Genomic DNA, 14,434 nt, shown 5'->3' with positions numbered 1-14,434 from the left:
GTTGAAAGAGCAATCATATCAGTAAAAAAGGAGCAGACGCTATGACTGAAATGTTATTAAAATACTTTCGCAATCAACAAAAACAAGTGCAGTCGGAAAAGCTATATGATACTCAATGTCCATACTGTAGTATGCAATGTAAAATGCAATTTATCGAACAAACGATTGTCACAAGAAAAAAGTATATGACTATTGGAAAAGACAATCCGACTTCTCAAGGACGCTTATGCATAAAAGGAATGAATGCTCATCAGCATGCTTTGCATCATGAGCGAATTAAATATCCTTTATTAAAAGTAAATGGAGAATTTACTCGCATTTCTTGGGAGGAAGCGTTAAATCATATTAAAGAAAATTTCACGAAAATTCAGTCTGAAGATGGAATGAATGCACTAAGTGTATATGGCAGCGCGTCGATTACAAATGAGGAAGCTTACTTATTAGGGAAGTTTGCACGCGTAGCGTTAAAGACCAAATATATTGATTATAATGGGCGCTTATGTATGTCAGCCGCAGCTTCTGCTGCTAGTCAAACCTTTGGGCTGGACAGAGGATTAACGAACAGTTTATCAGAAATTCCATCTGTACAGTGTATCATTTTAGCGGGGACAAATATTGCTGAATGTCAACCGACTATCATGCCTTACTTTGAAAAAGCGAAAGAAAATGGCGCGTTTATTATTGCGATTGACCCGCGAGAAACGGCGACAACGAAAATAGCAGACTTACACTTGAAGGTTAAACCAGGAAAGGATGCTGCTTTAGTCAATGGCTTATTAAAAGTGATTATTGATGAAAATTATGTGGATGAAACATTCGTTCAAGAAAGAGCCGAAGGTTTTACGGAAGTAAAGGAGCATGTTTCTTCTTTTACCTTGGAGGAGATTTCAGAACTGACGGGAGTTCCTGCAGCTGACATCCGTAAGGCTGCTACGATGTTTGGAAAAAAAGAAACGGGCATGATTTTTACAGCAAGAGGGGTTGAACAACAAACGGATGGATCTATTGCTGTTCGTAATTTCTTAAATATTCTAATTGCTACAGGTAAACTTGGAAAATGGGGCTGCGGCTATGGAGCGATTACTGGACAGAGCAATGGTCAGGGAGCGAGAGAACATGGTCAAAAAGCAGACCAACTTCCAGGATATCGTTCGATTGAGAACGAGGAACATCGAGCCTATATTGCAAGTGTATGGGGAATTCATCAAGATGAGATACCTAGAAAAGGTGTATCCGCTTATGAAATGATGGAGAAAGTTCATGATGGTGAGATTACAGGAATGTTTTTAATGTGTTCAAATCCGATTGTTTCCAATCCTAATGCTAACTTCGTGAAAAAAGCATTAAATAAGTTAAAGTTTCTTGTGGTAGCAGATATGTTTATTTCAGAAACTGCTAGATTGGCAGATTTAATTTTACCTACTTCGTCTTATTTAGAAGATGAGGGGACGATGACAAATGTAGAGGGGCGAGTTACATTGCGAGAAGCAAGCTGGCCGACTCCGGGAGAAGTAAAGCATGACTGGCAAATTATTTGTGAGATTGCCCGTGTGCTTGGAAAAGGGGAGTATTTTTCGTTTTCATCTGCTGAGGAAGTTTTTGATGAATTAAGAGTAGCGAGTCGGGGAGGAATAGCAGATTATTATGGAATAACGTATGAGCGTTTGAGGAAGGAGGGCGGCCTTTTATGGCCATGTCCAACACTTGATCATAAAGGAACAGATCGGTTATTTGAACAATCATTTGCCCATCCTGACGGTTTAGCATCTATGGTGTCTGTACCAAATAGCCCTCAAGTTCCAAAAGAACAGTTAACTGAGGAATTTCCATTGTACTTAACAACAGGACGGGTGATGTCTCATTATTTAACAGGTGTACAAACGAGAAAAAGCTCTTCGCTTTCAGCTAGGAATTTCGAATCTTATATGGAAATCCATCCAAATACCGCAAGGGAGTATGATATTCAAGATCAATCTTTAGTGAAGATTGAATCTAAGCAAGGAAGCATTATTGTTAGAAGTAAATGGTCAGACACAATTCGGCCTGATACCGTTTTTGTACCATTTCATTGGGCTGATTCGCAAAATGTGAATTGTCTTGTTTCGGAGAAATTAGATCCTACATGCAGGATGCCAGGCTTTAAAGTGAGTGCAGTAAAGATAGCTCCAGTTGTGTAAATAGAAGCTAGAATGAAAAAGGACCATGAGGAAAGAAGATGGAGGCTGATAGCCGAAGTCTTCTTTTTTTATGGAAGCGTATTAATGAATGGGGCTTGTGAACTTTATTCCGCCTGTGGGTAGGAGATGAGGGATGTCATAATAGTCTAGACATATAATAGAAAAACTATTTTTAAAGAGCGTGGGATTACGCTGGTAAGTTATAAAGATGCTAAAAAAGAAATGGATGAACAACTGAGTATAGAATAGGAGTTAGAGCCTATAGAGTGGGGGCTTTGGAGAAGTGGTGAAGCGTTATTAATATAAAGACAGCGAAAGTTGAGGTCGGTTTTATTACCTCTGCCTCTAAGTTATTTTGTTCTTCCTGTACACGCGCCTGTTTATCTTCAAATGGACAGTTTTATACTTGTTTATTTACTTCCGATGGATTTGGTTTAAAAAGTTTAATTTGAAGTGAAGCGATAGATGAGGAGTTATTAGATGCTATTTGTAACGTATGGAATTTAGATCGCTATTCTGACGAAGGAACCGAGCAAACCGCCATAAATTGCAAAGGATAGAGCTGTCTAGGGGATGAACGAATAAGAGAAAATCCTGACTTACTTGCTTGTTTTCTAGTTGGATAAGTTAAAAATTAATAGAATGAAATAAGGTAACTTATGAAGACCCAAACCCCTCATAAGTTACCTTATTTGTTTTACCTTTCTTGATAATTAAGCCGTTTTTTCTTTTAGAGCTAACGCTTTTTTCCATGAAATTTGTGCAACTGTTAACAGAATAAGAGCTGCGATTCCGATGCAAGCATAAACAGCGAATCCAGTTGCATATGTGCCGGTGATTTGCTTTAGTGAGCCGAGTAGATTTGGAATGAAGAATCCGCCTACGCCTCCTGCTGCCCCGACAATACCGGTAATAACGCCAATCTCTTTTTGAAAGCGCTGAGGCACTATTTGGAAAACTGCTCCATTTCCCATTCCGAGACACATCATGCCTAAAAATAATAACATCGTAACAATCGTAAGAGATGGAAGTGTGCTGATTCCAAACATACATAAAGCAAGAATGATAAATAAGAAGTTCAATAGCTTCGCCCCGCCAATTTTATCAGAAATAAAACCACCAATCGGACGGACAAAGCTACCGGCGATTACGCATAATGTAACAAAATCTCCTGCTCGAATTTTTGATAAATCGTATTGATCGACAAAAAAGATGCTTAAAAAGCTAGTTAATCCAACGAATCCACCAAATGTTACACTGTAGAGAAGACAGAAATACCAAGTGTCTTTTAATTTGAAAACAGTTAAATAATTTTTAAGTGGTTGTGGTTCAGGTTGTGTAGGCGGGTTCTTCGCAATGAATATATAGGTGATTAAAACGAGTGTGAGTGGAATTAAGGCAATTCCCATTACTCCGTTCCAACCAAGGTGTTCTGCTAGGCGTGGGCCAAATAATGTGGCAAGAACTGTTCCGCTATTCCCTGCCCCAGCAATCCCCATTGCTAATCCTTGTAAGTGAGGAGGGTACCAGCGGCTTGCCATTGGAAGTGCTACCGAGAAGCTTGCTCCAGCAACACCGAGTAATATTCCGATAAGGTAAAGTTCTGACATCGAGTTTCCGAATAACCATCCCCATGATAGAGGGACCATAGTCACAAGCATTCCGCCGATTGCTGTTTGGCGTGGACCGATCCGATCTGTTAAGACACCGAGTATTAATCGAAAGAAAGAACCAGCAAGAATAGGAATTGCTACAATCATTCCCTTTTCAGCGGGAGATAAATTAAAATCTTCGGTGATATACACACCGAGTGCACCGAGTAACACCCAAATCATAAAACTAATGTCGAAATACAAAAATGAAGCGAGCAAGGAAGGTGCGTGACCATTTTTTGTTAAACTGGATAATTTCATGTGTTAGTCTCTCCTTTTCAAATAATGATTAATGCAAGTATATAGTTTGGTATAAGGGTCTGCTATACTTGTGTAAGGAAATCTAACATCTTTTTTGAAGGTACACATCTTGCTCGTTTTATACTGGCTATATTTATGGATATTGTCGATTTATGCGATGTTTATTATTTATCAGAGCCTTGCATGAAAATAGGCCAGTAAAGGTACTAGGTTCATTATTTAGGTTACAAGGAGAAACATGCTGAAACTCTAGAATAAGTAAATGGATGAATAATTTCGATTTTCCAATAAATTAAAATGGATAGTGGTAATCCTGGTGTCGATATATAAGGAGATCGTTTGTTTCATATGGATAGAACCTTCATTTATAGTTTCTAATACCAAATTGTGCGTTTAATTGACCTTGCAACATTTTCTTGCGAATAGCTTTTTGTTCTTCTTTTTTCTTTTCTTTTACTATTTCTTGTCGGATTTCAAATGTTTGGACACCGTCTTCGATTTTATCGGCTATTTCCATTAATAGCTCCACATCTGAAAAAGAATACTTACGGTTCCCGCCGCTTGATCTTTCAGGGAAAATAAGTTTTCTTTCCTCGTAATACCGAATTTGCCTTTCTGATAAACCTGTTAATTCACGCATAACTCCGATAGAAATAACCTTTTTATCTTTATAGGATATATCTTTATCCATCTTCATTCACCTCGAAAAGAATAATTATTTAATTCTTCAAACTTATTCAATTTTTCAGATTTAAATAAATTATACACTAATTATTACGTAATTGTGTCATTAAATATAACGTAACGAGAAATTTGGTACATTGTTCATAAAAAATACCTATTTTATATAGAAGGGAGTTTATATTTAGAAATCTCTGTGGGGAACCAACTTGTTTAACGTAAGAGGTACTCTGTAAAGAGAGTACTTTAAAAAATGATGTTAGATTTACTGACAATACTGTGGAACATTCTTGCTGAACTGTTTATAATTTGGACTATATTCATTTCCTAAATTGATTGGGGGACTTTACATGTCAAAGCAAAAAATCGTATTAATCGGGAATGGTATGGCCGGAGTTCGATGTATCGAAGAAATGTTGAAAATTCAACCAAACCATTTTGAAATAACCATTTTCGGAAGTGAGCCTCATCCGAATTATAATAGAATCCTATTATCAAAAGTATTACAAGGTGATACGACGATTGATGATATTACCTTAAATGATTGGAATTGGTATGAGGAGAACGGTATTCAATTATATACGGGTGAAACAGTGACACATATTGATACCGCGAAACAAGTTGTTTATTCCGATAAAAATCGCGAAGTTCACTATGATCAATTAATTTTGGCTACAGGGTCGCTTCCTTTTATTCTTCCGATTCCGGGAGTGGATAAAGAAGGAGTGACTGGTTTTCGGGATATTCAAGATTGCGAAAAGATGATGCAATATTCTGATAAATATAAAAAGGCAGCTGTAATTGGTGGGGGATTGTTAGGTCTTGAAGCGGCGAGAGGACTGTTGGATTTAGGGATGGAGGTTGACGTAGTTCATCTTTCTGATTATTTAATGGATAGACAGTTGGATCCAGCAGCTAGTAAATTGCTGCAAAAGGAATTAGAAGGTCAAGGCATGAACTTTTTACTTGGAAAAAATACGCAAGAAGTCATTGGTAACACACATGTTGAGGGGCTTCGTTTTAGTGATGGGGAAGAAATTAAAGCTGACTTAGTAGTAATGGCGGTTGGAATTAAGCCGCATATTCAACTTGCTATAAATAGTGAGATTCCAGTTAATCGAGGAATCATCGTCAATGATTATATGGAAACAAACATCCCGAATGTTTACGCAGTGGGCGAATGTGCGGAACATCGTGGTGTAGTGTATGGATTAGTTGCTCCGCTTTATGAACAAGGGAAGGTATTAGCGAAAAGAATTTGTGGCATAGAAGGAGATCCATATGAAGGAACAGTGCTTTCTACACAATTAAAGGTTTCAGGTGTGGATGTCTTTTCGGCGGGGGAAATTTTCGAAAATGAACAGACAAAAACAATTAAATCTTTTAATGATTGGGAGGGAACATATAAAAACGTCCTTATTCAAGATGGGAAAATAATAGGGGCCGTCTTGTTCGGCGATACAAAGGAAGGCAATAAATTACTAAGTTTCATTAATAAACGTGCAGACGTTACAGAATATTTGGAAGCGGAAAAAGGGGAAGAAGCAGGTGCTAGTCTTGTTGCTACAATGCCTAATGAGGAAATCATCTGTGGATGTAATGGTGTTACAAAAGGAGATATTGTTCAAGCGATCGAGTCTCAAGGGTTAACGAGTGTTGAACAAGTCAAAGGCTGTACGAGTGCTTCGAGGTCATGCGGGGGCTGTAAATCGTTAGTTGCGGATCTTTTGGAATGTACGTTAGGGGATGCATTTAGTAAATCAAATCAAAAGGAACCAATTTGCAGCTGTACAACATTATCTAGAGATGACGTTATAGCTGAAATTCGCGAAAAGAATTTGACTCATACTCGTGAAGTGATGAGTGTTCTAGGATGGACGACGAGTGAAGGGTGTTCTAAATGTAGACCAGCTTTGAATTATTATTTAGGTATGGTTAATCCACTAGAATATAAGGATGAAAGAGAATCTCGCTATGTAAATGAGCGTCTTCATGCCAATATTCAAAAGGATGGTACATTCTCTGTTGTACCAAGAATGTATGGAGGCGTTACAAATTCAGATCAATTACGAAAAATCGCAGATGTTGCGGATAAGTACAATGTTCCATTATTAAAAGTGACCGGTGGACAGCGAATTGATATGTTTGGTGTGAAGAAGGAAGACCTTCCAAAGGTTTGGGCAGATCTTGATATGCCATCTGGTTATGCTTATGGAAAAACACTTCGAACAGTGAAAACTTGCGTTGGGGAAAGCTTCTGCCGCTTTGGTACACAAGATTCTATGGGCTTAGGTATTGCTTTAGAAAAGAAATTCGAGCGTGTAGGCACACCGCATAAGTTTAAAATGGCTGTTTCCGCTTGTCCGCGTAACTGTGCAGAATCAGGAATTAAAGATCTTGGTGTTGTTGGTGTAGATGGTGCATGGGAAATTTATGTGGGAGGAAACGGCGGTACGCATTTAAGAGCAGCGGATCTATTATGTAAAGTAAAAACAAGTGATGAAGTGATTGAAATAACAGGTGCCTATTTCCAATACTACCGTGAGACGGCTGTCTATTTAGAAAGAACTTCTGTATGGGTAGAGCGAATGGGTCTTGATTCTATCAGAGCCGTTATTGAAGATAAACAAAACCGAATCGAGTTAAACCAACGGTTAAATGAGGCATTATCTGTATTACAAGATCCATGGAAAGAAGCGCTTAACAGCGATAGAATCTTAAAAGATTTATATCAAAGTGTGAAAGTGCCTGCGGGAGTCAAATGAAAAATGAGGAGGAAATGACTATGGAAAAAACCCTTCAACGAATCAAGGTTGCAACAGTGAGTGAATTACCAAAAGATCTTGGGAAGACGGTACGTGTCGGTTCTCACGAAATTGCGCTCTTTCATTTAGCAAATGGTAAAATTCGAGCGATTGAAAATCGTTGTCCTCATAAAGGGGGCGTGCTTGCGGAAGGAATGGTAAGCGGAGAGCATGTTTTTTGCCCAATGCATGATTGGAAAATCAATGTTTGCGATGGGGAAGTTCAAAAACCGGATAGAGGATGTGTAAATACATTTAAGGTTGAAATAGAAAATGAAGATGTTTATATTGTTCTAGATAAATAGTAATATAGACAGATAGGAATATAGGAAAGAGGGAAGTCCACGATGACGTACGTACAGCCAGAACAAGTTGTGAAAAATATGGTTCAAGCAGGAGCTGCTAAGTCAAAGCTTCCCGTTCGAGACCTTGTAATAAGAGGGGCGTTAGCCGGGGCACTTCTCGGCTTTGGCACCACTCTAGCCTTTACTGCAGAAACACAAACACAAATGGGGATTGTAGGTGCACTGCTTTTCCCCGCTTGTTTTGTAATTATTATTCTGCTTGGACTAGAATTGGTTACAGGGAATTTTGCTTTAATTCCTTTAGCTGTTTTAGAAAAGAAGGCAACGTGGCAAGAAATGCTGACCAACTGGTTCTGGGTAATCGTTGGTCATGTTATTGGCGGTTCTTTTTATGCGATGTTATATGTGATTGCCGCTACTCATTTGGGGCATGTGACGGACCATGCTGTAGCCCAAAAGATTATTCAGGTTGCTGAAGCAAAAACGCTAGGCTATTCAGCGTTAGGGACTGCAGGATTGCTTATTGTCTTTGTAAAGGGAATTCTTTGTAACTGGATGGTGGCGTTAGGAGCTGTTATGGCCATGACATCACAAGCAACTCTTGGAAAAATCGTTGCGATGTGGCTGCCTATTTTACTGTTTTTTGCTCAAGGATTTGAACATGCGGTCGTCAATATGTTCGTTATACCCGCTGGAATGATGTTAGGCGCGGATATTACGCTGTCTCATTGGTGGATATGGAATCAAATCCCAGTGTTACTTGGGAACCTTGTTGGTGGTTTGTTATTTACTGGACTTGCTTTATACGTCACATACCGAAGCAGAGAAGTGAACAAAGGGAAGGAACGGGTGAAGAACGATAAAGGCAAGCGAGAGAGAATGGTAAGCTAAGGAGGGACAGCAGATGGGAAAAGTATACTTAGTTGGAGCGGGTCCTGGAGATCCTGACTTAATTACGATTAAAGCATTAAAGTGTATTCGAGAAGCGGATATTATTTTATATGATCGTCTAGTTAATAAATGTTTATTAGAGGAAGCGAAACCGGATGCCACACTTATTTATTGTGGTAAACTTCCGAATAATCATACGATGAAACAAGAAGCGATTAATGCTCTATTAGTTCAATGCGGAAAACAAGATAAAGTTATCACCCGTTTAAAAGGTGGTGACCCTTTTGTATTTGGTCGAGGGGCTGAAGAGGCCGAGGCGTTAGTGGAGAATGGTATTCCTTTTGAAATTGTTCCAGGTATTACATCAGGAATTGCAGCACCAGCTTATGCGGGAATTCCCGTTACACACCGCGAGTATGGAAATTCATTTGCGGTTATAACGGGTCATGGTGTGAAAGGAAAGCCTACCAATATCAATTGGGAAGGGTTGGCGAAAGGGGTAGATACTCTCGTGGTTTATATGGGAGTCGGCAATCTATCATATATTTGTCAATCATTGCTTAATAATGGAAAGAGCGCTGATACGCCAATCGCGTTAGTTCATTGGGGAACAAAGGCGGAACAGCGTACGGTAACGGGTACACTTAGTACGATTGTAGAAGTTGTGAAAGAGAAAAAGATTGAAAATCCGAGTATGATTATTATTGGAGAAGTAGTGAAAGTAAGAGAGAAAATTGCTTGGTTTAAGGAAGCTAATTTAGTGGAATCTAAATGGTTTTTAGAAGGGGAAAGCGTATGAAGGCGGTCTTATATGTATGCCATGGCAGTCGAGTACAGGAAGGATGTCAGCAAGCCATTGAATTTGTTCAAAAAACGCAACAATTAGTGTCAGTGCCGATTCAAGAAATTAGTTTTCTAGAATTGGCTCATCCGACAATAGAAGAAGGCTTTACCCGATGTATTGAACAAGGAGCAACAGAAATAGCGGTTATGCCTGTTCTTTTATTAGCGGCGGGACATGTTAAAAAGGATATACCAGAAGAACTAGAAGTTCTACAAGCTCGTCACCCCCATGTGAAAATTTCTTTTGGCAAGCCTTTTGGCGTTCATGAAAGAATTGTGGATATTTTATTAGAAAGAATTCAAGAAAAGACAACCGTCATAGACGAGAATACAGCAATTCTATTGGTAGGACGCGGAAGTAGTGATGCAGATACAATTCGAAATTTTGAAGAAATTATTCACCTTTTCCACAATAAAACTAACTTCTCTTATGTGGCGCCATGTTTTTTAGCCGCAGCCAAGCCTCGTTTTGAAGATTTGTTAGAAGAAACCCTTGCACGAGATGTAGATTCCATTATAGTCATTCCGTATTTACTATTTACAGGTCTGCTAATTAAAGGTATAGAAAAAACAATTGATATGGTACAATCAGATAAGGATATTACTCTATGTGATTACTTGGGATTCCATCCATACCTTAGAGAAATTTTGGCAGACCGAGTGAATGAAGCGTTACAACAGGAAGGAATGGTTTTAGCCCAGTATGCTTGATTATATACAGAGTGATGAATATGTTTAAGTTAAGAGGGTGAAATACATTGCAACAATGGATTAAAGAAGTAGCCAGAGGCAAGCGTGGTGCAAAAGATCTTTCCTATGAACAAACGAGAGAGCTTGCGCGTTTCATCGTAGAAGGAAAAGCAACAGATGCTCAAATTGCAGCTTATTTTATTGCAGAGCGCATTAAGATGGAGTCTCCAGAAGAGTTACTGGCATTTGTTCAGACTTTTCAAGAGAATACGGACAAGCTAACTATAAAAGAGTCTATCCGTGATCGTATAGTCGATTTTGCTGGAGCGTATACAGGCAGAAATTTATTTGCAGCGACAGTACCAGCCTCTATTTTATTAGCTGAAAGTGGTCTTCCAGCTTTTTTGCATAGTAGTGAATCATTACCGCCAAGGTATGGAACGTCTATTAAGGAAATTGTGGAAGAACTAGGGGTAAACACGAATCGAGATGTCCAATCTCTTTCTGAAACCATCGATTCTGCTAACATTGGATTTGCTTGGGCAGATCGATTTTGTCCGTCTTTAGCACAATTGCGCTCCATTCGTGAAGAGTTGGGTGTTCGTACTTTAATGAACACAGTGGAGAAGCTTTTGAATATATCCAATGCAAAATCGTTGATGATGGGGGCATTTCATCGAACAGCGATTGTCAAGATTGCCCCGATTTTTGCTAGCCTGCCTTATGAAAATGTTTATATTGTTCAAGGGGTAGAGGGTTCTGAAGATTTGCCTGTTCATCGCAACAGTTTTATTTATACATTAAAGAATAATGAGTTGGATTCCTTCATTGTCAAGCCTGATGAGTATGGTCTGTTTGAGGAAGAAAAGAAGGAAAAGCTGACTCGTAAAGAACAAGCTGATATTATTCTCGCTTTATTAAGCGGCGAGACATCGGAACAATTGAATTATTATTACAAGCAAGTTCTCTTTAATACAGGTATTCGCTATTATCTTTTTGGTGCTGCCCCGACGATTGAAGAGGGAATTGCGCTGGCCAAAGAGCAGTTGCGTTCTCAAAGGGGAATGAAGCAATTGCAAAAGTGGAAGGACTCTTGTGTGTCACAATCTCATTTAGAGTAAAAGGGTATAAAAAAGCAGCAGGTTTGGAGCCGGCTACTTTTTTATATTCGTATTTAACATGATTAAAAAATGCATTCATCTTCTCATTCTTGGAAAGAGACTAGTACCCATGAGGGAATATGTTTCTTATTTCCTTATATTTCTACAAAATATCCTAGATTTAGAGGGGATTATCAGTTATTCTTGTGGTTTTAAAAGGATAATTTGTATAAATATAGAAACTATATAAAAGCTAGTTTTTAATATGGAATATGTTTCGGAGAGGGAGAAGGTAATGACACTATTATCCAATTTAAAAGTATTAGACTTTTCAACATTGCTGCCGGGGCCATTTGCTACGCTTCTGTTAGCTGATTTGGGAGCTGATGTAATTCGGGTTGAAAGGCCTTCTGGTGTAGAAGCGTGGGCAATGGATCCATACTTAAATCGTTCTAAGCAGTCTATTACGTTAGATTTAAAAAAGCAAGAATCGATTGAAGCAGTTAAAAAATTAGTGGAAGAATATGATATTATACTAGAGCAATTTCGACCAGGTGTGATGGAGCGTTTAGGACTAGGATATGAAACTTTGAAACAAATCAATCCGCGTCTAATTTACTGCTCAATTACAGGGTTTGGACAAACAGGTCCTTATAAAGATCGCCCAGGTCATGATATTAACTATGTGTCCATGGCTGGTTTATCGAGCTATTCTGGCACGAAAAAAGAAGGGCCAGCGAAGAATGGCACCCAAATTGCTGATATCGCAGGTGGTTCAATGCATGCAGTAGCGGGCATTTTAGCGGCTGCTTTATATAGGGAGCAAACGGGAGAAGGTCAATATATTGATATTAGTATGACAGACTGCAGCTTTACATTAAATGCATTATCTGCACCCACGTATTTAAATGATGGAATCGATTTGGAACCAGAGGACATGCTGTTAAATGGTGGCACGTTCTATGATTTTTATGAAACCAAAGATGGCCGATATGTTTCAGTTGGCAGTTTAGAGCCTGTATTTCGGAAACGATTGTGCGAAGGCATCGAGCGTCCTGAACTATTTGAAATGAGTATGAGTCAGGAACCGGAACAAATTCGAGAGTTTAAAGAAATCGTTCGAGAAGCGTTCCTAACAAAAACATTTGCCGAGTGGAATGATATTTTTACAGAAATTGAAGCATGTGTCGAGCCCGTTTTAACCTTTGCAGAAGCTTGTGAGCATCCTCATATGAAAGCGCGCGGCATGCTTGTCGATGTTCCGAATGTCCATGGAGGAAATGAAAGGCAGATAGCGTGCCCGATTAAATTCTCAAACTTTACGCCGAATTATAAATATGCTGGGCTGAGTCCAGGAGCAAGTAATGAGAAGATTTTAGGAGAACAGTGGAAGAGTAAAGCGTAAGCATAAGAGCCAGGTTACTGCATAAAGCAGAACTTGGCTTTTATTCATTTTTTATAAAAGGGCTTGCAAAAAGATTGTATATGTTATATAATTTGATTAACGATTAGTTAAACATTAATAAATGAAACGGATGTATAAAAAGTTTGAATGTTTGTTATGAGGTGAAAGGTATGTCGGAGGAGTTCGTAAGACCTGAGGAAGCACTTAAAGAATATAAGGTAAGTCAATATAAGACGCCTGATGGCTATACGAGTGATAACGTAATTTTTACAATTGTTCAAGATGAAGAGGCGGTATATGGAAGGACGTTAAAGGTGATGTTAATCAAACGTTCTTTAAAAAATAGTGAAGGGCAGCCGAATATTGAAGGAGGGAAATGGGCCTTACCTGGCGGCTTTATTGATAGTACAGAAACGGCATATGAAGCTGCTCGGCGAGAGCTTGAAGAAGAAACTGGTGTGACTAATATTCACGTAAAACATTTTGGGGTATATGATAAGGAAGGAAGAGATCCCAGAGGTTGGATTATTACGAATTCTCATTATGCAGTCGTGCCAGAGTATTTATTATCTATGCGCAAAGCAGGAGATGATGCCGCTGAAGTGGAATTGTTTACTATAGAAGAAGTCTTTACCTTACCTTTGGCTTTTGATCATCAAAAGATTATAAAAGATGCCTTAACTATCATTCAATTAGATATGGTTCAAACAACGTTGGCCAGGGAGTTCTTACCTGAAGAATTTACATTGTCAGAGCTGCGAAGCGTTATTTTATCTGTCGCGGAAGATATAGTGGATGAAGTAGTAAAATCGGAACCATTCTTTTGGAGAAAAGCACCTAAATTACCGTTTATTGAATTAGTGTGTGATAAAGAAGGAAATCCAAAAACAACTCAAAGAAATTCAAAGTTTAAAACAAAGCTTTATCGGTTTAATGATCAAAAACCTGTGAAGAGTATTTATAAATAAGCTTCCGAAAAAGAGAAAATGTGCCGAGTTGTTTCTCTTTTTTTGAAAAAATAATTAACGTTTAGTTAATCATTAATATAAAAAGTAAGAGGAGAGGGTATAAATGAATAAAAGAGTATTGATTAATATTGATTACACCAATGATTTTGTTAATGGAGCTTTGCCGGTAGGAGAGCCAGCAGAAAAGATTGAAGAAACGATTGTTAGTCTAACAAAAGAGTTTATAGAACAAGGTGATTTTGTTGTTTTTGCGATTGATGCCCATGAGAAAGAGGATCCTTTTCACCCGGAAACAAGTTTATTTCCACCCCATAATATCAAAGGAACACCGGGCAGATTATTATACGGACATTTGCAATCGCTATACGAACAGCATCAACATGAGGCCCATGTATATTGGATGGATAAAACAAGATATTCTGCTTTTGCAGGAACGGATTTGAATCTGAAGCTTCGTGAGAGAGGAATAACAGAAGTTCATTTAGTTGGGGTTTGTACAGACATTTGTCTGCTGCATACAGCAGTAGATTCTTATAATCTTGGATATCATATCGTCGTACATGAAAAAGCAGTGGCTAGTTTTAACGAAGAGGGACATAAATGGGCATTAACGCACTTTGCAAATAGTTTAGGTGCTGAAATTCGATCAAATTGAAT

13 protein-coding genes are annotated in these 14,434 nt (G+C 38.5%); 11 read left to right on the top strand and 2 right to left on the bottom strand.

The features are described from left to right. Positions 1-41 precede the first annotated feature (41 nt). Both nasC and ACE199_RS16760 read left to right on the top strand, forming a co-directional pair. On the top strand, positions 42-2,177 hold the full coding sequence (nasC, locus tag ACE199_RS16765) for an assimilatory nitrate reductase catalytic subunit NasC (protein WP_375350847.1): 2,136 nt from the start codon (positions 42-44) through the stop codon (positions 2,175-2,177). Positions 2,178-2,473: 296 nt separating this feature from the next. After that, on the top strand, positions 2,474-2,629 hold the full coding sequence (locus tag ACE199_RS16760) for a hypothetical protein (RefSeq protein WP_375350894.1): 156 nt from the start codon (positions 2,474-2,476) through the stop codon (positions 2,627-2,629). A 261-nt stretch (positions 2,630-2,890) separates the two neighbouring features. Here ACE199_RS16760 and ACE199_RS16755 read toward each other — a convergent pair whose 3' ends face one another. Further along, positions 2,891-4,090: a nitrate/nitrite transporter gene (locus ACE199_RS16755; RefSeq protein WP_375350846.1), complete on the bottom strand. Its 1,200-nt coding sequence runs from the start codon at positions 4,088-4,090 to the stop codon at positions 2,891-2,893. 361 nt (positions 4,091-4,451) lie between these two features. Further along, positions 4,452-4,781 carry a MerR family transcriptional regulator gene (locus tag ACE199_RS16750; protein WP_375350845.1) on the bottom strand — a complete coding sequence of 110 codons (330 nt, stop codon included), beginning with the start codon at positions 4,779-4,781 and terminating at the stop codon, positions 4,452-4,454. A 340-nt stretch (positions 4,782-5,121) separates the two neighbouring features. On the opposite strand from ACE199_RS16750, the gene nirB reads away from it, so the two are divergent. The 9 genes from nirB (at position 5,122) to ACE199_RS16705 (ending at position 14,432) form a co-directional block, all read left to right on the top strand. Beyond that, complete coding sequence (gene nirB, locus ACE199_RS16745; RefSeq protein ID WP_375350844.1) at positions 5,122-7,536, top strand: nitrite reductase large subunit NirB; 2,415 nt, start codon at positions 5,122-5,124, stop codon at positions 7,534-7,536. Positions 7,537-7,556: 20 nt separating this feature from the next. Then, positions 7,557-7,880 (top strand): nitrite reductase small subunit NirD, encoded by a 324-nt coding sequence (nirD, locus tag ACE199_RS16740; protein ID WP_127758910.1) that lies wholly within the window; start codon positions 7,557-7,559, stop codon positions 7,878-7,880. Between the two features lie 42 nt (positions 7,881-7,922). Beyond that, positions 7,923-8,771: a formate/nitrite transporter family protein gene (locus tag ACE199_RS16735; RefSeq protein WP_375350842.1), complete on the top strand. Its 849-nt coding sequence runs from the start codon at positions 7,923-7,925 to the stop codon at positions 8,769-8,771. A 13-nt stretch (positions 8,772-8,784) separates the two neighbouring features. Next, complete coding sequence (cobA, locus tag ACE199_RS16730; protein WP_127758912.1) at positions 8,785-9,570, top strand: uroporphyrinogen-III C-methyltransferase; 786 nt, start codon at positions 8,785-8,787, stop codon at positions 9,568-9,570. Next, positions 9,567-10,325 (top strand): sirohydrochlorin chelatase, encoded by a 759-nt coding sequence (locus ACE199_RS16725; RefSeq protein WP_375350841.1) that lies wholly within the window; start codon positions 9,567-9,569, stop codon positions 10,323-10,325. The genes cobA and ACE199_RS16725 overlap by 4 nt, the downstream gene beginning before the upstream one ends. 47 nt (positions 10,326-10,372) lie before the next feature. Then, a complete protein-coding gene (locus ACE199_RS16720) occupies positions 10,373-11,425 on the top strand; it encodes an anthranilate phosphoribosyltransferase (protein WP_375350840.1) in 1,053 nt (350 codons plus the stop codon). Between the two features lie 274 nt (positions 11,426-11,699). Continuing rightward, a complete protein-coding gene (locus ACE199_RS16715) occupies positions 11,700-12,809 on the top strand; it encodes a CaiB/BaiF CoA transferase family protein (RefSeq protein ID WP_375350838.1) in 1,110 nt (369 codons plus the stop codon). A 170-nt stretch (positions 12,810-12,979) separates the two neighbouring features. Continuing rightward, positions 12,980-13,777 (top strand): NUDIX domain-containing protein, encoded by a 798-nt coding sequence (locus ACE199_RS16710; protein ID WP_375350837.1) that lies wholly within the window; start codon positions 12,980-12,982, stop codon positions 13,775-13,777. A 103-nt stretch (positions 13,778-13,880) separates the two neighbouring features. Next, positions 13,881-14,432: a cysteine hydrolase family protein gene (locus tag ACE199_RS16705; protein WP_375350836.1), complete on the top strand. Its 552-nt coding sequence runs from the start codon at positions 13,881-13,883 to the stop codon at positions 14,430-14,432. Positions 14,433-14,434 lie beyond the last annotated feature (2 nt).

It is taken from the genome of Peribacillus sp. Hz7, assembly GCF_042136355.1.
Classification (GTDB): Bacteria; Bacillota; Bacilli; order Bacillales; family DSM-1321; genus Peribacillus; species Peribacillus asahii_A.
Note: the sequence above shows the minus strand (reverse complement) of the source record. Positions and strands in the feature narration are given on the sequence as shown.